This window comes from Xanthomonas sp. NCPPB 3442 (genome assembly GCF_056725145.1).
In genome coordinates this window covers 68,645-87,091 of record NZ_CM161514.1, presented here as the reverse complement: position 1 = coordinate 87,091, position 18,447 = coordinate 68,645, and the positions used below count along the sequence as shown (strand labels likewise).

The 18,447-nt window shown below is 62.1% G+C and carries 20 protein-coding genes and 1 other RNA gene; 13 read left to right on the top strand and 8 right to left on the bottom strand.

From position 1 onward, the window contains the following. The first annotated feature begins 29 nt into the window (after nt 1-29). Both AC1POX_RS00375 and AC1POX_RS00370 read left to right on the top strand, forming a co-directional pair. Entirely contained in the window at nt 30-1,100 is a 1,071-nt protein-coding gene (locus AC1POX_RS00375; protein ID WP_277574200.1) for a M4 family metallopeptidase, read from the top strand. Continuing rightward, nucleotides 1,097-1,408, top strand: a complete 312-nt coding sequence (locus AC1POX_RS00370; RefSeq protein ID WP_014088915.1) for a protealysin inhibitor emfourin — start codon at nt 1,097-1,099, stop codon at nt 1,406-1,408. Before AC1POX_RS00375 ends, AC1POX_RS00370 begins: the two co-directional genes overlap by 4 nt. Nucleotides 1,409-1,708: 300 nt before the next feature. On the opposite strand, the gene AC1POX_RS00365 is transcribed toward AC1POX_RS00370, so the two are convergent. Continuing rightward, entirely contained in the window at nt 1,709-2,239 is a 531-nt protein-coding gene (locus AC1POX_RS00365; protein WP_372356610.1) for an SRPBCC family protein, read from the bottom strand. Between the two features lie 213 nt (nt 2,240-2,452). On the opposite strand from AC1POX_RS00365, the gene AC1POX_RS00360 reads away from it, so the two are divergent. From AC1POX_RS00360 to AC1POX_RS00330, 7 genes are all read left to right on the top strand, one after another. Continuing rightward, nucleotides 2,453-3,622, top strand: a complete 1,170-nt coding sequence (locus AC1POX_RS00360; RefSeq protein ID WP_218196626.1) for an HDOD domain-containing protein — start codon at nt 2,453-2,455, stop codon at nt 3,620-3,622. A 240-nt stretch (nt 3,623-3,862) separates the two neighbouring features. Further along, on the top strand, nt 3,863-4,051 hold the full coding sequence (locus AC1POX_RS00355; protein ID WP_008575250.1) for a CsbD family protein: 189 nt from the start codon (nt 3,863-3,865) through the stop codon (nt 4,049-4,051). Between the two features lie 1,162 nt (nt 4,052-5,213). Beyond that, nucleotides 5,214-6,316 (top strand): IS3 family transposase gene (locus AC1POX_RS00350; RefSeq protein WP_372356361.1). Its coding sequence is split into 2 segments (ribosomal slippage): nt 5,214-5,472 and nt 5,472-6,316, totalling 1,104 coding nucleotides; the frame shifts between segments, so codons are not numbered across the junction. Nucleotides 6,317-6,578: 262 nt separating this feature from the next. After that, nucleotides 6,579-7,217, top strand: coding sequence for a hypothetical protein (locus tag AC1POX_RS00345; RefSeq protein ID WP_031420504.1), 639 nt, complete (start codon nt 6,579-6,581; stop codon nt 7,215-7,217). A gap of 77 nt (nt 7,218-7,294) precedes the next feature. Continuing rightward, nucleotides 7,295-9,127 (top strand): XVIPCD domain-containing protein, encoded by a 1,833-nt coding sequence (locus AC1POX_RS00340; protein WP_372357125.1) that lies wholly within the window; start codon nt 7,295-7,297, stop codon nt 9,125-9,127. 399 nt (nt 9,128-9,526) lie between these two features. Beyond that, entirely contained in the window at nt 9,527-9,748 is a 222-nt protein-coding gene (locus tag AC1POX_RS00335; RefSeq protein ID WP_005921785.1) for an XAC0095 family protein, read from the top strand. A 124-nt stretch (nt 9,749-9,872) separates the two neighbouring features. Next, the gene (locus AC1POX_RS00330; protein WP_011345820.1) at nt 9,873-10,322 is read left to right on the top strand and encodes a hypothetical protein; all 450 of its coding nucleotides are present in this window, start codon (nt 9,873-9,875) and stop codon (nt 10,320-10,322) included. 1,152 nt (nt 10,323-11,474) lie between these two features. On the opposite strand, the gene AC1POX_RS00325 is transcribed toward AC1POX_RS00330, so the two are convergent. Further along, complete coding sequence (locus tag AC1POX_RS00325; RefSeq protein WP_338339432.1) at nt 11,475-11,618, bottom strand: hypothetical protein; 144 nt, start codon at nt 11,616-11,618, stop codon at nt 11,475-11,477. 502 nt (nt 11,619-12,120) lie between these two features. Between AC1POX_RS00325 and AC1POX_RS00320 the strand changes: the two genes are divergently transcribed. Further along, nucleotides 12,121-12,255, top strand: a complete 135-nt coding sequence (locus tag AC1POX_RS00320) for a hypothetical protein (protein ID WP_008574043.1) — start codon at nt 12,121-12,123, stop codon at nt 12,253-12,255. A gap of 250 nt (nt 12,256-12,505) precedes the next feature. After that, the gene (locus tag AC1POX_RS00315) at nt 12,506-13,114 is read left to right on the top strand and encodes an NAD(P)H-dependent oxidoreductase (protein ID WP_372356609.1); all 609 of its coding nucleotides are present in this window, start codon (nt 12,506-12,508) and stop codon (nt 13,112-13,114) included. Between the two features lie 221 nt (nt 13,115-13,335). Here the strand turns inward: AC1POX_RS00315 and AC1POX_RS00310 are convergent, their stop codons facing one another. Both AC1POX_RS00310 and AC1POX_RS00305 read right to left on the bottom strand, forming a co-directional pair. Then, entirely contained in the window at nt 13,336-14,046 is a 711-nt protein-coding gene (locus AC1POX_RS00310; protein WP_136733083.1) for an SEL1-like repeat protein, read from the bottom strand. 199 nt (nt 14,047-14,245) lie between these two features. Next, on the bottom strand, nt 14,246-15,157 hold the full coding sequence (locus AC1POX_RS00305) for a LysR family transcriptional regulator (RefSeq protein ID WP_372356608.1): 912 nt from the start codon (nt 15,155-15,157) through the stop codon (nt 14,246-14,248). 125 nt (nt 15,158-15,282) lie between these two features. Here AC1POX_RS00305 and AC1POX_RS00300 point away from each other — a divergent pair, with 125 nt between their 5' ends. Beyond that, nucleotides 15,283-16,020, top strand: coding sequence for an SDR family oxidoreductase (locus AC1POX_RS00300; RefSeq protein ID WP_008574050.1), 738 nt, complete (start codon nt 15,283-15,285; stop codon nt 16,018-16,020). Nucleotides 16,021-16,079: 59 nt separating this feature from the next. Further along, the gene (locus tag AC1POX_RS00295; protein ID WP_372356607.1) at nt 16,080-16,979 is read left to right on the top strand and encodes an SDR family NAD(P)-dependent oxidoreductase; all 900 of its coding nucleotides are present in this window, start codon (nt 16,080-16,082) and stop codon (nt 16,977-16,979) included. Between the two features lie 42 nt (nt 16,980-17,021). Here the strand turns inward: AC1POX_RS00295 and AC1POX_RS00290 are convergent. The 4 genes from AC1POX_RS00290 to trhA form a co-directional block, all read right to left on the bottom strand. Next, a non-coding RNA gene (locus tag AC1POX_RS00290) (sX9 sRNA) lies at nt 17,022-17,097 on the bottom strand. Nucleotides 17,098-17,160: 63 nt separating this feature from the next. Beyond that, nucleotides 17,161-17,463 carry a type II toxin-antitoxin system RelE/ParE family toxin gene (locus AC1POX_RS00285; RefSeq protein ID WP_218540448.1) on the bottom strand — a complete coding sequence of 101 codons (303 nt, stop codon included), beginning with the start codon at nt 17,461-17,463 and terminating at the stop codon, nt 17,161-17,163. Then, nucleotides 17,451-17,708, bottom strand: a complete 258-nt coding sequence (locus AC1POX_RS00280; protein ID WP_008574056.1) for a type II toxin-antitoxin system prevent-host-death family antitoxin — start codon at nt 17,706-17,708, stop codon at nt 17,451-17,453. Before AC1POX_RS00280 ends, AC1POX_RS00285 begins: the two co-directional genes overlap by 13 nt. Before the next feature lie 65 nt (nt 17,709-17,773). Beyond that, a complete protein-coding gene (trhA, locus tag AC1POX_RS00275) occupies nt 17,774-18,436 on the bottom strand; it encodes a PAQR family membrane homeostasis protein TrhA (RefSeq protein WP_011345814.1) in 663 nt (220 codons plus the stop codon). Nucleotides 18,437-18,447 lie beyond the last annotated feature (11 nt).

The window sequence follows — 18,447 nt, the reverse complement described above, 5'->3', positions numbered from 1 at the left end:
CGCTGGCGCAGCCATTGTGGAGGTCGCTTATGTCCGCGTTTGTCAGCGCGCGCCGCGCCGGGATCCTGCCGCCGTATCTGCTCGAACATGTGGCGCAGGCTGCGCCCGCACACGCGCGCCAGTGCGCGCTGCTTTCGCGGCAAATCACCGCCCAGCTACGGCAGCAGCGCGCACTGGGGCTGCTGGCACGCGCCGATGCGCCGGCGGCAGATGCCAAGGCGCAACAGACCGCCCCGGCGGTGCAGCGGCGCATCTACGATGCCCAGCAAGGCACCGCCCTGCCCGGCACCCTGGTGCGTGACGAAGGTGCCGCCGCCACCCAGGACGTGGCGGTGACCGAAGCCTACGACTACCTGGGCGCGACCCACGATTTTTTCCAGACCGTGTACGGGCGCAATTCGATCGACGCGGCGGGCATGCCGCTGATCGGCAGCGTGCATTACGAGCGTGGCTACGACAACGCGTTCTGGAACGGCGAGCAGATGGTGTTCGGCGACGGCGACGGCGAGGTGTTCAACCGCTTCACCATCGCCCTGGATGTGGTCGGGCACGAGCTCACCCACGGCGTCACCGAGCGCACCGCCAACCTGATCTATCAAGGCCAGTCCGGTGCCTTGAACGAATCGATTTCGGACGTGTTCGGCGTGCTGATCAAGCAGTACACGCTGCGCCAGAGCGCCGGCCAGGCCGACTGGATCATCGGCGCCGGCTTGCTGATGCCCGGCATCAAGGGCGTGGGCCTGCGCTCGATGCAGGCGCCCGGCAGCGCGTACGATGACCCGGCCCTGGGCAAGGACCCGCAGCCGGCGACCATGGCCGGCTATGTCGACACGCAAGAGGACGATGGCGGCGTGCACTACAACTCCGGCATTCCCAATCACGCGTTCTATCGGGCCGCCGTCGCGATCGGTGGGGCGGCGTGGGAGAAGACCGGGCGCATCTGGTATCGCGCGCTCACCGGTGGCGAGCTGGCCGCCAGCGCGGACTTCGCCACCTTCGCCGCGCTGACCGTCGAGGTGGCCAGCGCCGACTACGGCGCCAACAGCAGCGAAACCGCAGCAGTGCAGCAAGCCTGGCGCGACGTGGGTGTGCTCGCATGAGCCCACAACGGCCACCGGTGGAAACCGGCGTGACCTTGCGGCTGGCGCGCGAAGGCGGGGTGGCGGCGTTTCCGGCCATGCGCCGCGAGCGCCATTTGGCGATGGATGCGCTGGACGATGCGCAGCGGGTGCGACTGCGCAGCGTGCTGGATCAGTGCATGGCGCACGCGCTGCCGGCGCCGCAGGCCGGCGGTGGCGATCGCCGCTATTTCAGCATCGTCTGGGATGGCGCCAGCGAGCCGCTGCGCATCCCCGAAGAACATGCACCTGCGGAAATCGTGCAGCTGTGGAAGCAGGGCACGCTGTAGCGCAGGTCGATGGCCGCAATGTGACCTGGAAGGCACCGCTCTACAGCGGCGCGTGCGATGCGCGGCATTGGCTTCTTACCCAAACGAAGACACCGCGCGGTGCGCGGTGTCTGTCGGTGAGCGAATGTGGTCCAACTGCGGATGCCTGCACCCTTTAAGCTGCCTAGATGCTCTAGGGCTGCACAGCTGGTGATGCATAGTGGCGCGCGCCGCGTTAGCGCGACGTGCAGCGCAGCGGTCAGTCTGAAGACATGCCTCTCATCGCTGCACTGCACCAAGCACGCGGTACGCGGCAGCCGATCAATTCTCCGGATGCGCTTCCACCAGATGCGCCAACAGCATCAACGAATCCTGCCAACCCAGGTAGCAGGCGTGTAGCGGAATCTGCGCGGGAATGCCTTCCTGCACCACGTGCAGATCGGTACCGCACGGCAGCGTATGCAACTGCACCGTGGTGACCATGGTGCCAGGCAGCGAGGGGTCGTCGAACGCATCGTCGTAGCGCAACAGCACGTTGGGTTGCAGCTCGCGGTAGGTGCCGCCGAACGCGTGGCGCTGGCCATTGGCGAAATTGGTGAACGCCATGCGGAAGGTGCCGCCGACATGCGCATGCAAATGCTCCACGGTGCAGGTGAAGCCATTGGGCGGCAGCCACTTGGCCACCGCATCGGCTTGGAGGAAGGCGCGATAGATCCACTCGGGGCTGGCACGTATGACGCGGTGGAGCGTGACGGTGGACATGGGCACTCGCTTGGGCAGAGAACGTCTCTGCATGCTAGCCATGAACCGGCCGTTGCACATCATCGGCAGGCCATGGCCCGCGTGCGCCACTATCGCGCCCGGGCGGCGGCGGCTCGGCGAGGTATGAGCTGCTGCCTGCTGCACGCACTGCGTTGCCCCAGCCCGCAACGACGCGACGTTGGCCTGCTGCATGTGCGCGCCAGCCTGCCCGAGAGTCCGACGGCAATGTCCAGCGACACACCCTCGCATTGCCGCCGCGACCGGCTTCGCGGATAGTCGCCGCACTGATCGGACGATTTTTCCATGATGCTCGTAACTGTGTTGCTGCTCGCCGCCGGACTGCTAGGTGCCGTTGTGCTCGCCGGAGGTCTGTGGTGGTTGCTGGCGCGACGCCGCGACGCCAAGGCCGATGACATCGCGCCGCCGTCGGCAAGCAATGCGTCCACAGCACATGCGTCGCCCTCGCCGATTGCACCGGAGCCATCGCCCGCCGCGCCGCTGCAGCAGCCCGTGCCGCCGCCGGCTGCGCAGACCTTGCAGATCGAACCACCGCCGATGCGCCCGCTGTTGCGGCGCATGTATGCGGCGGTGATGGCCACGCCATCGCTGGCCGAGGGCACGCTGCCCACCGACCCCGCCCAGGCCGAGGTGTTGGCCGCCGTCGCCGCCGCGCTCGAACAAGTCGACCTGCGGCCGCAATTGCTGCCGCGTCGCCCGCACCTGTTGCCGCAGCTGATGCGTGCGGTGAACGATCCCGATGCCTCCGGCCGCGGCATCGCCGCGATCATCGCGCAGGACCCCGCGTTGGCAGCCAACCTGCTGCGCATCGCCAACAGTGCGCTGTACCGCCCGCAAGGCGGCCCGCTGGAAAGCCTGGAGCGCGCGGTCGTGCATATCGGCACCGAAGGCGTGCGCCAGATCGTCGCCGCGGCCGTCATGCAGCCGGTGCTGAGCCTGGATGGCGGGCTGTACTCACGCCTGCCTGCCGCCGTGTGGGATTACGCCCTGCGCACCGCCACCGCCGCTGCCGCCTACCTGCGCGAACGCGGCGGCGACACCTTGTCCGGTCAACTCGCCGGCTTGCTGCAGGGCCTGGGCGCGATCGTGATCCTGCGCGTCCTGCGCGACACCTACGCCGAGCGCCGCGGCGTGCCCTACAACCTGGAGGTAGCCGCCGCCCTGGTCGAACGCCATACCGCCGCCGTGGCCAAGACCATTGCCACCGCCTGGGACCTGCCGCCACAGCTCGGCACCGCGCTGGACGAACAGCGCCCCGAACACGACACCAGCCTGCTCGCCACCCCGCTCGGCCTGGCATTGCGCTACGGCCGCCTCGCCGCCGCCCTGGCCATGCTCGCCCGCCACGGTGCCGAGCACGAAGACCGCGCGCTCGGCATCCTGGCCACCCTGGAGCCGGACAGCGACGCCAACGCCGCACTGTGGCAGCGGCTGGTGGCAGCGAGCGTGGAGTGAGTTGCAGTAACGCTACGGCCGTTGCTTACCGCAGCATCCCAGCGTCAATCAGCCGATGACCATGTCCACTGCATGCCTTGAAGATTCGGCTTAGCCAGGCCCTGCTGGCTGAATGCAGCTGGCGCAAATGCACTAACGCAATTAGTGCATTCGCAACTGGGGCATCCGGATGCAAGCGCACATCATGCTCACGCCGGCGCGCACAGACTGGCCGGGTTCCCCAAACGACGAGCAACATCCATGGATAAGAATCGTATCGACGGTGCCGCCAAGCAGGTCAAGGGCTCGGTCAAGGAAGCCATCGGCCGCGTCACTGGCGACAAGAGCACCGAACTGGAAGGCGCCGCCGAAAAGAATGTTGGCAAGGTGCAGCGCAAGGCCGGCGAAGTTGCCGATGACGTGCGCGACGCTGTCAAATCGAATAAGTAAATCGGGTGCATGATCGGTAGGCGGATGCCTGCCGTGCTGTAAACCGCATCAGGACTATGCGTCGCGTACATCGCACGCAGTGATGTAGCGCAAGCAGCGCTCGATCACCAACGCCCCGACCTGGTCGGGGCGTTGGCGTTTTGGCACGCGGCGCTGACGCTGTATCGCGCGTATAGAACAGCAGGCTGGCGTGCATACCGAACCGGGTCTGAAGGTGGGTATGCATATTGGCGAGCGCCTTGCCAGCACCGGGACTATGGGGGCTACTCACTGATGGCAGCGCCTGGCGTGACGGATGCGAGACGGAAGGTAACCATCTCATCACCCGCGGCCGCAGCTTCGCTGCCTCACGCCAGCTGCTACACGGTGCAGCACGCGGCAATGCGAACCGCACCAATGCAGCAGCCTGGGCGAAGGCTTCCGCATTGCAGAAGACATCGGCACCTGCACCTACAAGCCCATGTACCGATGCCGATGCAGGATTCGTGGCGGCGCTGGAAGCGGCGCAGCGGCATGAGCGCGACAGGCATGCCGTCGAGGCGACGCGATGAGTGGTGACGTCGGCTGCTTTGAAGGGCATGAGTTAGAGCAAGCGATACCGTTTGGAAGCCACGCTTTTCGAAGAATCTGCCTGTTGACAACAAGAGTTAGTATCCCTAACTTCACCAGCATCCGAAAGACATCGGAGCTGTGGTTGATGGAAGACAGCAGAGAGGAACGCGTAGTGTTCCCGCAGGTGACGTGGCTGCTCAAGATCATCGCGACTTCGACCCGGGCCGATGACGTTATGTCAGGACGGATTCGAGATGGTATGCGTGCACCGATCTGCCGCTGAGTCACATGCTCAGTGGAGCAGCGATGCTATGAGTGAATCCTTTGCGGGGAAGTGATCCCGCGACCTGCCTTGCTCAAGTACGATGACCTGCCTACGTGTACGGATCGCGTATGAGACCCACCAAGGTTGCAATGTTCTCAGTTGCCATCCTCTGCGTAACTTCGCTATGTGCATGCGCACATACACTTGTTAAACCTACTTCGCCACTTCCAAAAAAGCCGCGTGCAATGACGACGCCTGATACTTCAATGGTCAACCCCGACGCCCCCCCGATTTTGAGTAGCACCTCAGTTTGGAGTCCAATTCCCTAACTCGAGGAGATTGGACGTGAAGAAGCGTTTTTCTGAAGAACAGATCATCGGCTTCCTGCGCGAAGCTGATGCCGGTGTGGCGATCAAGGACCTGTGCCGGCGGCATGGCTTCAGCGAGGCTTCCTATTATCTGTGGCGCAGCAAGTTCGGCGGGATGAGCGTGCCCGATGCCAAGCGGCTCAAGGACCTTGAGTCCGAGAACGCGCGGCTGAAGAAGTTGCTGGCCGAGCAGCTGTTCGAGAACGACCTGATCAAGGATGCACTGCGAAAAAAGTGGTGAGCGCACCGGCGCGTCGCATGCTGGTGCGCGAGTGGATCGGGCGTGGTGCCAGCGAGCGTCGTGCGTTGGCAGTGATCGGCATGAGCGCCAGTGCGCTGCGATATTGCCCGCGCGAAGATCGCAACGTCGAACTGCGCGAACGCATCTGTGCGTTGGCGCATCGCCATCGCCGTTATGGTGTGGGGATGATCTATCTCAAATTACGACAGGAAGGACGCATCGTGAACTACAAGCGTGTGGAGCGGTTGTACCGCGAGCAGCAGCTGCAGGTCCGGCGCCGCAAGCGCAAAAAGGTGCTGATAGGAGAGCGTCAGCCGCTGCTGCGGCCATCGCAGGCCAATCAGGTGTGGTCGATGGATTTCGTGTTCGACCGCAGCGCCGAAGGCCGAGTGATCAAGTGTCTGGTGATCGTGGACGATGCAACCCACGAAGCGATCGCCATCGAGGTGGAGCGCGCAATCTCGGGCCATGGCGTGACACGCGTGCTGGATCGGCTGGCGCACAGTCGCGGCTTGCCACAGGTGATCCGCACAGATAACGGCAAGGAGTTTTGCGGCAAAGCGATGGTGGCCTGGGCACATGCGCGTGGCGTGCAGTTACGGCTGATCCAGCCTGGCAAGCCAAACCAGAACGCCTACGTCGAATCGTTCAATGGCCGGCTGCGCGACGAATGCCTCAACGAGCACTGGTTCCCAACCCTGCTGCATGCGCGTACCGAGATCGAACGCTGGCGACGCGAATACAACGAGGAGCGACCCAAGAAGGCCATTGGCGGCATGACGCCATCTGCGTATGCCCAACAGCTGGCCAACACCGATATCATCAACTCCGGACTCTAAACCCGGCCGCTACTCAGAGCGGGGGGACGTCGGGTTCGCGAAAGACGGAAGCGGAAACGACATTGTGATTTCGCTCCTTCCTCAAAATGAAGTGCCAGGTTCTCCCGGCAGGCTATGTGTCAAATCAATTGGAACACTGAACTAACCAAGGACGGAAGCTGATGGCAACGCCTAGCCCGCAACTCGAAGCAGCTCTCGCCAGCTTTTCTACGTATGAATTCACACATTGTATGCTGCGTCTGTGACCCCTTAGGATCTGCCAATGCGCTTCCCCCGAGCAGCCCTGCTCTTCCTAACCGCACTCTGCGCACCTGCACTAAGTGCTTGTGCCCATGGACCACTGAAGCCGCTTCCGAAGGAGCACGCTGACATGACTTTGCCAGAGGCTGTCACCGCCAACAAAATTACGCTTAGCGCTGAAGAAATAGGCAATCGGTTCTTGAAACTGATCGAGGGGCTAGAGTCCCGTGATGACCTGAGTCCCGAACGTATTCGGGAAGTTATGGGGATCACTCTTAAGAAACCAGATCCAGCAGAGCTGTCAGTGGCGTACTGGAGCATCGATCTGCAAGATGGGTGGCGCTATGCATTTACCTATGTTCCAGAATCGCCCTCGCTTTTAAAAGGCGTGGACTTGACTTTTCAAAACGATAAAGACGATTGGTCTAATATGTCTGCTGTCTGCGGGCTTGATTTTGATCATTATGACAAGGCACTTAAAGCAATGGGCTTTAATGCCTCACCCACTTACGGACCGATTGGTCAGCTTGAGGATTGGCGTTACACAAAATTTGCAAAAGATGGAGTTGGTGGGGATATCGTTATTTCCGTTGTCCCGAGGAACATTGTGGTCCGTGAGCCTGGTCGACTTTGCGTCAAATCTATCGGTACGTTGAACTAATCAACAAGGAACGAAAGATGGCAGCCGTCAGCCCCCAACTCGAAGCAGCGCTTGCCCGTTTCTCAACTGATCCAAGTGTGACGCGGGATCAAGCACAGCAACTGCGCACGGCAATTATCTCCAACACAACGCTTCTTAAAGATTTCGAGAAAGAGGCTAAAAAAGGGCATTTGCAGGGATTTTCCTTACAGTCATCAGCTAATAGAGCCCCAAATTTAGTGGGCAGTTACGACATGCAAAGCGGAGTTATCACGCTCCCGACGGCAAGCTTTCAGCCAGCAGGCACAACTCCTAGTAGTGATTTAAAGGCTACGCTGCAAGTCCAACATATGACTCTGGTGTTTGCTCGGAGCACGTATCAAGATGTGGCCAGAGTCAGTCATCCTGTGACGCAGGATATGGTGGACAACTTGCAGTCCACGCTAAACAGATCACCGTTCCTTGCTGATCAGCTTAAGAAAGCGGCAACCACCGTCGATCCTTCGGATACATCAAGCCCGAAACGTGCACAACTTGAGAGCTTTGGATTTGTTGGACCGGGTGTCTCCGCCGGCGGGACCTATGATGGCAACAACAAGGTTATGAATTTGCCGCCGATTGGCTTGCAGACAGCATCTGCCAACAACCCTCAGGGCAGATTCTCTGAGAAAGATATGGTGTTCGTACTTGGGCATGAAATTCAACACAGCTTTAATCATGCGGATAAAACAAAAGCTACCGCCAACTTTCTGAATGATGTAAGGAGTCAGGCAATCGCCAAGACTCCTGTGCACGACTACACCAACGAGCTGCGTTCATATATCCAGTCGGGACGCGAGGACGAAGCGAAAGCAGAAATCGCGGGTTGGAATGCGTTACTCAGCCACGAAAGACAGTCTAATCCGACTGCCAATGGCCTTGATCTCATGTTAAACACCAAGAATGCGAGGACGCTAGATTTCGTACACAGGGATCCGCTTACCACTAAGGCAGTGGCAAATCCTGGCCTCGGCTTCAATCAGGATGGCAGTTTGTCTCCAACGGTCAGCAACATCGCCGCAATGGGCCAGCATTACTTCGACCGTCCATCTCCCCTCTACGCGCAGCCAGGCCAGCACCCGGTAGGCCTCGGCGAGCACCGCAATCAAGCTGGCCAGCTGCAGCCCACTGCGGATTACACCAATTACTACGGCACCTGGGCTGTCGAGCAGATCCTGCAGGCCGAAGATCGCGCGAACGTGATGTATCAAGGTGCCCGGCCGCAAGTGACCATCGATATGGCAGCGCTGGGGCTCAAAGAACATTTGATCGAGAACGAAGGGCTGGACCGAGGCGTCAACAAGTCACCGTTTCCGTATCAGGACACAAGTACCCGGCCGCCCACGCTGCATCATTTCGACCATACCCAGGATGGAAGCGTGAATCCCGCGCACGACCATACCTATGTTCCGGTTGTGCCCAGTGCGCCTGCTGCAACGGGCTCGCTCGGGCCGGACGATCCTGCGCACCCGGATCACCGCATGCTGGAGCAGATTCGCAGTGGCGTCCGCAAGATCGACGAAAGCGTGGGCAAGCCGTACGACGACATGAGCGAGCGCGTCAGCCGTAGCCTGCTGGCGGTGTGCAAAGACAACCGCGAGGCCTACCCGGCTGCAGGGGATCGCTCGCTGGCAGACAATGCGTTGAGCCGCGTGGACCATGTTGTGATGGGCAAGACCGGCAACGTGTTTGCGGTAGAAGGGCGGCTGGATGACCCAGCGCACAGGCGGGTGCACGTGGAGATCGACCAGGCAATCCGCACCCCGGTGGAACAGTCGGACCAGAAACTCCTGGCGGCCAACCAAGCCATTGCGCAGGAAAGGGCGCTGACGCAGCAGCAAGAGCTGGCGCGTGGAATGAACGAGCCTAACCAGGGCAGCCTGTCCCGCTAGATCGCACGCTTGCGGAGCACCACGACGCCATCAGAGCCCGATGGCGGTCTGCGTTGCATCACCTCACACCGCTTGATACACGCCAAACCCGCAGTACGCATATGCTAGTTGCGCACCGGCGCAGGGCGAGCGCTGTAACTTGACCCTAGCCACCACCGCCCGCACACTCCCGCTCGGAGCCTAGAAACTCCACACAGACAGCGGCACCCACCTCCGAGAATTTGGTGGGTTTTTTGTGCCTGGCCGAAAGGCCTGGCACGGCTCGGCGTTCTTGCGCCGGGAGGGCGGCGAATACAACACCCGCAAGGGGAATAAGCCCGCCGGCTGTCTGCGGTTTCTAGCCTCCCGGCATCCCGCTGCGTTGTGCAGCGGGAGCCAGCCCATGGCAAGGAGAGCGGCATGCACGACGAACCCGGCTACTGGATGTCCGAAGGCACGCAATACCACCTGCTACGCGTACGCGACCAACTGCGTCTGCTGGCCACCTTGGCCACACCGCGCACCCGCGAGGAAGGCGCCATGGGCATGCCGGCCATTCCCCTGCAGCAGTGGGCGCATTGCCTGCAGCACTTGGCTGAGCAGGTGGATGATGTGCTGGGGGATTTGGGCACCGCCCGGTAACGCACTTTCTTCGATGCAAGCAAGGCGCCATGTGATCGAGCACGCAAGCTCGCACCGTCAAGCGACCTGATCCACACGCGCATGCAGCGCGTGGGCTAGGATCGGTGCATACAGGGGGAACACCATGGACAGGATCACCACCATCGCACGATGCCTCGTGCTGGCAACGTCAGTGCTGTGTGGCGCGGCATACGTGCAGCCGGCGCATGCACAAGGCATGCGCTCGGCCACCGGCACGGCAACAAGCAAGTACATTGCGCCAACGCAACAGCCGTATAACTCGATGGCGCACGACACCACGCCCTTCAACTGCGAGCAATACCGCACGCACCCGCATCCGGGCATGGTGCGTTACTGCCAAGGCGTCGAGAACATGATGCTGCGCAATGAAGCGCAACGTCAGGGGCGCCCTGCCCCATCGGACTCCGTCATCACATTGCCGGGTCTTGGCACTGCAGAAGCCAAGCAGCTGGGTTATGCATGCGTGGGCGGGCAAGCGATGAAGCGGCTGCGCAATGGATGGGAGCAGGTGGCGGCTCCTGCCGGTGGGTGGCAGCGGTGTTTGGGTGGGTAAGTAAACCTGACCCCGTTATTTTCAAGATCATTAAACTCTAGCGGCCGGGAATGCATCACTCTATTTCTAGTCAAAATAAGACGGTCAAGATCTTGCTGAAGTGCTTTTATTTGCTGGCTATATCGCTCAGGAAAATGCGACATGTGGCGGCGTGTCAACGAGAATAGGTCGCCAAGATCAATATATTCGATTAACATTGATGTATCTGGGGGAGTTGAATCTCCAAGGGGCTCGGACCCAGCTCTATTGAGCAAAGTTTCGTGCAACTCCTTACTAAAAAAATCCTTAGTTCCCATAGCGCTGGCGGGAAATCTACACAGAATATCTCGCATATCTTCTTCAAGACTGGATATCAGAGCGTACAAAGTAAGTCGACTTAAGCTAGAAGGCATTCTTGTTAGATCCTCATTTTAGGGAAAATTACACCCACTAGTTAACCTAGATATCTTTAAGTGCATATCATGCGTCAAGCACATATAGCTCAGGGAAAATCTCATTGCTACACATTCTTCTACGACGCTGACACTTATCTACTTGCGCTTCTGTGCCTGCACAGTGACGACTTCCGCCGGCGTGTCCCTCGCGCGCGAGTGGATCAATTATTCCGCTTCAACTTCTCAGGCCAGTTTCTTCCGTCACATAAAAGTGATTGAGGCAGCCTCGCGTGCGAATGATATGAAGTAGCTGCACCCGAGGCGACTAATCTCTAAGGCGATGCGATTTCATAATCCTCAACCATTAATGACTACCGACCAATCTAGAAAGCGTGCAACCCGCAAATGCCCTGCTTCATCCATGTAAAGGTGCAAGCACCACGCTGGTGCTTTGATTAAAATATCGTGTGGGTGAGCCACTGTGTCGCGACGGCATCCGCAGCGCGCCATTACGGATACCAAAACGCCGATGTCTACTTCATGCCCCAACACCTATGGCAGTAGCTGCACAACATCTGGTTTAGTCCTTCATCGCCTGCTTCCTATGCATGAAACCCCGTTCCAGTCTGCACACTACCGTTGTGTAGTTGTTTTGTCAGCGGAGTACCCGACATTTTGTATCAGCGGTGTCATCCGCTGTGATTGCACGCACCAAATTGCAGAGCTAGAGGCGCCCGTCTTTAAGCGAGCGCCTCTACCGATTTACTGCAGCGCTCGCTTATCTATTTTTGCCTTTCTTGTCCGGCGTCTGACTCAAAGCGGACGCGGCCGCGGTTTTTGAAGCCTTGCCGGTGCTGCCGCTACGCAAGACCTTGCTTGCGGCCTTGGCCGCTTTCGGGCCGGTTTTCTCGTTGGTCGCCATGTATATGACCTCCTTGCCACCCCAGTGGTGGCAAGGCGAAACTAGGCCGATGATGTCGGCCGCACAAGTCTGGTTACAGCGCGCGATACGGCAGATACTGTGAGACCGCCGATGCGTTGTCTGTGTCTGCTATCTGGTGATATGCGCAGTGCTATGTGCCTGATGTTTTTAGCGTCCGCGTGCAACAGTGCTGCGCCAATCAATGACTGCGGCGACGGCTCAGGCAATAGCTGCCGCGCCGCGCCCCAAGTAAGCATTGCATCCGACGCAGGGCACAGCGCCTGCCCCAAAGCGGTGCGGTGTCCGGGGTGTGCGGCTTTCCCATGGGTGCGTGACTTACCTTTGCCTGCGTTCTTGTGGCCGGCGTGGCGGCTGCCGATGATGGCACACACGTTTTGTAATGGAGACCCCGCCATGGCATTTGCCCTGCCCGATGCGGTTGCCTGCTTCTTTGCGGCCAGCAATAGCGGCGATGCGGCGTTGTTGCTGCCCCACCTGGCCGATGCTGTGGTGGTATACGACGAAGGTCGCGAGCACCGAGGCGCAGGTTTCGGGCGCCTTCCCGCAGAGCCCGCTGCAGCTGGAGCATGTGTTCCGGTTAGTGGACGGCAAGATTGCGGCGCTGCGAATTCATTGATGCGCTCTGCGTGGTGATGCGTGTGGCGCTGCGTGGGGTGAGATGGCCACTGCTGTGCTCGCTTCTTGCTGGCCTTTTTACACCGCGCGTGGTCGGGCGACCTTGCCCGCCATCGCTGGCGTGGCTCGCTACCTGACCGCATCCCGTTTCGCGTTGACGGCGCTTTTTGCAACACGCCGGTAGCGTGCTGTCGCATTGATGCGGCTGCACGTGAAGCCGCGCTTATTTTTTCTTTGGAGTGATTCCCCGCATGCATGCCCTGATTGTTGTTGCACACCCCGAGCCGCGCTCGCTGACGCACGCCATTGCCGCGCAGGTAGGCGCAGGACTGGCAAAAGCCGGCGGCGGCCACACGTTCGAGGTTGCTGACCTGGCGCAGGAAGGTTTCGACCCGCGCTTCAACCAGGCTGACATCGCGCTCTTTCAGCAGCGCGCGGCACCTGCGCCAGATGTAGCAGCCGAACACGCGCGGCTGGACCGGGCCGATGCGCTGGTGCTGGTGTTCTCGATTTACTGGTGGTCGTTTCCGGCACTGCTCAAAGGCTGGATCGACCGGGTGTTTACGCTGGGCTGGGCGTTCGACGAAAGCGCCGACGGCAAGATCATGAAGAAGCTGCAGCACCTTGATGTGCACATGCTGGCCATTGGCGGCGCAGACGAGCGCACCTACGCGCGGCACGGCTACTTCGGTGCGATGAAAACGCAGATCAACCACGGCATCTTCGATTTCTGCGGTGCGCAGGTGCGCACCTCGGAGCTGCTGACAGTGCCGGATGCGGGCTTTCCGCAATCGCACTTCGACACAGCGCGCGCAATTGGTGCGCGGTTGTTTGTCGCAAAAGCATCTGCATGTAGCTGACCGGCTGACTCCAGGCTACGGCTACCGCGTCATTGTGATTGGTCAGGTCTGCCAGCTGCCTGCGTGCCTGCGTGCCGATGATGCGCGCGCGTCATGACCTCGCTTGCATGATGCCGCGCTAGTCATGACGTGCAACCGCATGACCGTTTGCTGGCAGCGCATGCACCCTGCGCGGCCGCGCGTCCGGGGTCGTGCAGCAACCTGTCGCCCACCATCACGCATCACTCAAACGGCCGTGGAGACGGGCGCGAGGACTTGGCAAAGGTCTGGTACAGCACTGCCGCACGCTCATCTGCAACGACGTTTTCGATACCGCTCAAGCCTCTTTGTGCGATGGCCGCCGATGCCTTGCGATCGCCGAGCAGATAGGCGAGCCGCAGATACGCTGCGCTCTCGACCAGGTTCTTTTGCGGGGTGTCGCCGTTGTAGGCCTCGGACAGCCCGTAGTAGGCGTAGATGTTTCCGGTGGCTGCGGCCTTGCGCAAGATCGCCACGCCGCTCTCGAAGCGGCCGCTGCGTGCGGTCCTGCTGCCGTAGAACACTGTGGCGGCCGGATTGCCTGCCTGCGATTCGGCCTGCAACTGGGCCAGATTCAGCTTGCTCAAGCGTGCGTGCTCGGCCGGCGATGGGTAGCCGTGGGCAATCAGCCAGTGCGCTTCTGCCTGCGAGCTAGCCAGCAACGGGCCGCCAGCGACGCAGGTGTCTGAGCCGGGGTGGCAGAGATAGGGCGCGGTGTCGGCATGGGTCTTCAGGGTCCGAGCTCCCTGCGACGGTGGCGCGCTGCTGGGTGCGTTGCTGTCGCTGGCAGTGCGCGTGCGAGCTGCACGCGCGATGGATGCCGGCGCGTGCTCAGGCGAGGTTGGCGGCGCAAGTTCGCAGGTGGTTGCTGCCACGGCGGTGAATGCGGCCAGCGCGATGCGGGCGAATGTCATGAGGCGATCCTGTTGGCGTGCGTACTGTGCCGGGCTTGCACACTGCAGGCCCTGCACTGCTCCCTGTGAGCCAGCACCTTGCGCGGCGGCGCTGGCAGGGTCAAGACCGCTACCGGCGGGTGGACATGCTCTGCCGGCAGGGCATCCGCCTCGCGCTTGCTGCTGCCTGGCTACGTCACGCAGAGCACCGCCAGCGCGACTAGCCCACGGGCTCCGTCACGCCGGCCTGTTTGGCGAATTCGCCAGCGGCCCAGTCCAGAAACACGCGCACCCGTGGCGACAGCTGGCGGGCGCGGGAATACAGCAGCGACACCGGGTTGGAGGGCGGCGGGGTGTCGCGCAGGATTTCCACCAGCGTGCCTTGCTGCAGGTCGTGCGCCACATGGAAGCGCGGCACCTGCGCGATGCCCAGGCCAAGCCGGATGCCGGCCAGATAGCTTTCGGTCCCGGTGACGCTGAGCGGGCTGGGCAATGCGAAGGTGCGCAGCCCCTGGGCGGTCTGGAATTCCAGCGGTGTGACCACACCGGTGGTGATCGAACGCAAGCCAACCATGCGGTGGTGTTCCAGCGCTTCCAGCTGCGCAGGCAGGCCGAAACGTTGCAGGTATTGCGGCGTGGCGCAGGTGAGGCGTTCGAGCATGGCCACGCGGCGTGCAACCAGTTCGCTGTCGCGCAGCGGGCCATAGCGCAGTACGCAGTCGATGCCTTCTTCCACCAGATCCACCCAGCGGTCGCTCTCGCTCATCACCAGCTGGATCTGCGGGTAGTGCGCAAAGAACGCCGGCAATCCGGGCAGCAGGAAGTGCCGCGCCAGCGTGCCCTGCACTTCCACCCGCAGCAGCCCCTTGGGTGCCACGCCACGGAAGCTGCCTTCGGCATCGTCCACGTCGTCGAGGATGCGCATGCAGCGTTGATGGAAGAGCTCGCCATCGAGCGTGGGCCGCACCACGCGCGTGGTGCGTTGTAACAGGCGCACGCCCAGGCGCGCTTCCATCTCGGCGATGACCTTGGTGGCGGTGGAGCGCGGAATTTCCATGTCGTTGGCCGCTGCAGTGAAGCTGCGCCGCTCCACGATCCGCACGAACAACCGCATGGCGTCGAACCGATCCATGACACTCCTTGCCCACTGTTCGGGCGCTGGAAACAGTGCTGTGCAGTTTAGTGTGATGATTATCGTGTCATTGCATTGGATAGTTTCCGCAACGCCGCAGCCCGCGGCATAACGGAAGAACATGCATGACTCAGCAGCACACTGTTGCAGTGATTACCGGGGCCTCTCGCGGTATTGGCGCTGCCATCGCGCAGCGATTGGCCGGCGATGGCTTTGCCGTCGTGCTCAACTACGCCGGCCATGCGGATGAGGCCGATCAACTGGTGCGCAGCATCGAAGCGGCCGGTGGCCGCGCGATCAGCGTGCAGGCCGATGTCAGCGACCCGGTCGCCGTCGAGCGCCTGTTTGCCGCGGCCGAGACTGCGTTCGGCGGCGTGGATGTGCTGGTCAACAACGCCGGCATCATGCAGCTGGCCACGCTGGCCGACAGCGACGATGCCTTGTTCGACAAACACATCGCGATCAATCTGAAAGGTACCTTCAACACGCTGCGCCAGGCCGCACGACGGCTGCGCGACGGCGGCCGCATCGTCAACCTGTCCACCAGCGTGGTCGGCCTGAAGCTGGAAACCTACGGGGTGTATGCGGCCACCAAGGCGGCGGTGGAAACACTGACGGCGATCCTGTCCAAGGAATTGCGCGGGCGTGCCATCACCGTCAACGCGGTGGCGCCTGGCCCGACCGGCACGGCGCTGTTCCTGGACGGCAAGTCGCCGGAATTGATCGAACGCTTGTCCAAGGCCAACCCGCTGGAACGTCTTGGCTGCCCGGACGACATCGCGGCAGCGGTGGCGTTCCTGGTCGGCCCGGATGGCGGCTGGATCAACGGCCAGGTCCTGCGCGCCAACGGCGGCATGGTCTGACCCGCTGTGGCGCGCGGCAGTGCGCACGCTGCTGGTTTTCCCTCTCAAGGAGCAATGACATGCGCAAACGCATTCTGGTGACTGGCGCGTCCAGCGGCTTTGGCCGATTGGCCGCGCAAACGCTGGCCGCCGCCGGCCACACCGTCTACGCCTCCATGCGCGATACCGCCGGCCGCAATGCCGGCGTGGCGCAGGCGATGGCCGACTTGGCGGACAAGCAGCAGCTGGCCTTGCACACGGTCGAGCTGGACGTGCAATCGCAGGCCTCGGCCGACGCGGCGGTGGCATCCATCGTGGCGCAGGCCGGTGGGTTGGACGTGGTGGTGCACAACGCCGGGCACATGGTGTTCGGCCCGGCCGAAGCGTTCACCGCCGAACAGCTGGCGCAGGTCTACGACATCAACGTGCTGGGCACCCAGCGGGTCAACCGCGCGGCACTGCCGCACTTGCGGGCACAGCAGCAGGGCCTGTTGGTGTGGGTGTCCAGCAGCAGCTCGGCAGGCGGCACACCGCCGTATCTGGGCCCTTACTTCGCGGCCAAGGCGGCGATGGATGCCTTGGCGGTGCAGTACGCACGCGAGTTGGCACGTTGGGGCGTCGAGACCTCGATCATCGTGCCCGGCGCCTTCACCAGGGGCACCAACCACTTTGCCCATGCCGGTACGCCCGACGATGCCGCGCGCGCCGCTGCGTACGAGGCCGGCCCGTATGCGGGCTTTGGCGAACAGGTACAGCAGGCATTTGCGCGCCTGGTGCCCGAAGACGCCGACGTGGCCGAGGTGGCGCAGGCGATCGTGCAGGTGGTGAACGCACCGTTCGGCAAGCGGCCGTTCCGGGTGCATATCGACCCGGCGGGCGATGGCGCGGACGTGGGCTTTGCGGTCCTCGATCGCCTGCGCGCAGAGATGCTGCACCGTGTGGGATTGGATGATCTGTTGGCACCGCGCGTGGTGGAATGATGGGATGCGGCAGGCGCTTGGAGTGCCTGCCGGCCGTAGAGCGGCTAACAGACGGTGCGAGCAGTCGTCAGCTGGTTGTGGACGGCGCACTCACAACCGACGTGTCGGCGCGGTGCATGCCGCACCGAGCACCGGCTGCGCCCGCCTGGTGGCTGTGCCGTGGTTTTGTTGGCCGCTCTTCTTAGCGTGAAAGACGGTTCCTGCGAAGCGCGCGCTCCCACCGCATGACGTGCACCAGCACAATGTGCTGCCCATCCACGCGGTAGAACACGCGGCAAGGTGGTTCGACAATCTGGCGATAGCGCGAGCGCTTGAGTTCCTGTGGCCGGCTTCCGCTGTCGGGGTGTTCAATCAATTGCTCAACCTGCGGCAACACCCATTTGACCAGCGCCGCCGCTGCAGCGGGTGCGTTATCGATTGCGATGTCGTCGGCAATTGCGTCCAGATCAGCCAATGCCGGCACCGACCAGATTATTTCAGCCATCGCGCCATGTGTTGCTGTGCCTGTTCATGGCGCAGCGTACGGCCTTGCGCGACTGCCATTTCTCCACGGGCGATTCCTTCCAGGAGCGCAATGCGCTGCTGCATGCGCTCATCGCTGGCAACATCCACCACATAGGCTCTGGGTAAACCGTGCTGTGTGATCAGGATTGGCTCCTTGTCGCGCTCTGCAGCTGCAAGGGGTTCGGTCGCCTGACGCTTGAGCGTGGTGACAAGTTCGGTGCGCATGCAGTGACATCAAGTATCACTTCGGGCGGGGCAAGCGGCCGGCCCGAGGACGCCACACTGCGTGGTCACCCCTCGCCCAACGGCCGCAGGCACAGCCAGATGGCGCACCAGTGCGACAGCGCGCCGCCCAGCACATGGGCGTGCCAGATGGCGCGGTTGTAGACCATGGATTTGCGCACGTAGAACGCCACGCCCACGGTGTAGAAGGCGCCGCCGGCAACGATGAGCCACAGCACCGCGCTGTCCAGCCCGGCGATCATCTGGTTGATCACCACGATGCCGGCCCAGCCCAGCAGCAGATAGATCGCCACCCAGAAGCCCTTGGCGATGCCGGGCAGGCACAACTTGGCGAACACGCCGAACAGGGCCACGCACCAGACGCTGAGGATCATCACCCAGCGCCAGGTGCCGTCCAGCGCCACCAGGAAAAACGGCGTGTAGGAGCCGGCAATCATGACGAAGATGCCGGCGTGGTCGAACTTGCGCAGCATCGGCTGGCGCTGCGGCGGTGCGAAGTTGTAGGCCGCCGAACAGGCGAACATCACCAGCAGCCCCAGCGCGTAGATGCAGGTGGCCAGCAGCATGGTCTGGTTGGCGTGCGCGCGCACCACCATCCAGGCGCCGCCGACGATGGCCAGCAACAGGCCGGCGGCATGCACCGCGATATCGGCGCGGCGGGCAGAAACGGACTTGTAATGCGGAGCAGTGACGTTGGCAGGCACGGGCACGGCGTTTCTTC

Bases quoted from the DNA above. Each gene is read 5' to 3' on its own strand.
- AC1POX_RS00355 (WP_008575250.1), top strand. From the start codon at position 3,863: ATGGATAAGAATCGTATCGACGGTGCCGCCAAGCAGGTCAAGGGCTCG.
- AC1POX_RS00315 (WP_372356609.1), top strand. From the start codon at position 12,506: ATGCATGCCCTGATTGTTGTTGCACACCCCGAGCCGCGCTCGCTGACG.
- AC1POX_RS00280 (WP_008574056.1), bottom strand. From the start codon at position 17,708: ATGCGCACCGAACTTGTCACCACGCTCAAGCGTCAGGCGACCGAACCC.
- AC1POX_RS00360 (WP_218196626.1), top strand. From the start codon at position 2,453: ATGATGCTCGTAACTGTGTTGCTGCTCGCCGCCGGACTGCTAGGTGCC.
- AC1POX_RS00300 (WP_008574050.1), top strand. From the start codon at position 15,283: ATGACTCAGCAGCACACTGTTGCAGTGATTACCGGGGCCTCTCGCGGT.
- AC1POX_RS00285 (WP_218540448.1), bottom strand. From the start codon at position 17,463: ATGGCTGAAATAATCTGGTCGGTGCCGGCATTGGCTGATCTGGACGCA.
- AC1POX_RS00345 (WP_031420504.1), top strand. From the start codon at position 6,579: ATGCGCTTCCCCCGAGCAGCCCTGCTCTTCCTAACCGCACTCTGCGCA.
- AC1POX_RS00375 (WP_277574200.1), top strand. From the start codon at position 30: ATGTCCGCGTTTGTCAGCGCGCGCCGCGCCGGGATCCTGCCGCCGTAT.
- AC1POX_RS00320 (WP_008574043.1), top strand. From the start codon at position 12,121: ATGCTGTGGTGGTATACGACGAAGGTCGCGAGCACCGAGGCGCAGGTT.
- AC1POX_RS00325 (WP_338339432.1), bottom strand. From the start codon at position 11,618: ATGGCGACCAACGAGAAAACCGGCCCGAAAGCGGCCAAGGCCGCAAGC.
- AC1POX_RS00335 (WP_005921785.1), top strand. From the start codon at position 9,527: ATGCACGACGAACCCGGCTACTGGATGTCCGAAGGCACGCAATACCAC.
- AC1POX_RS00305 (WP_372356608.1), bottom strand. From the start codon at position 15,157: ATGGATCGGTTCGACGCCATGCGGTTGTTCGTGCGGATCGTGGAGCGG.
- AC1POX_RS00330 (WP_011345820.1), top strand. From the start codon at position 9,873: ATGGACAGGATCACCACCATCGCACGATGCCTCGTGCTGGCAACGTCA.
- AC1POX_RS00295 (WP_372356607.1), top strand. From the start codon at position 16,080: ATGCGCAAACGCATTCTGGTGACTGGCGCGTCCAGCGGCTTTGGCCGA.
- AC1POX_RS00370 (WP_014088915.1), top strand. From the start codon at position 1,097: ATGAGCCCACAACGGCCACCGGTGGAAACCGGCGTGACCTTGCGGCTG.
- AC1POX_RS00310 (WP_136733083.1), bottom strand. From the start codon at position 14,046: ATGACATTCGCCCGCATCGCGCTGGCCGCATTCACCGCCGTGGCAGCA.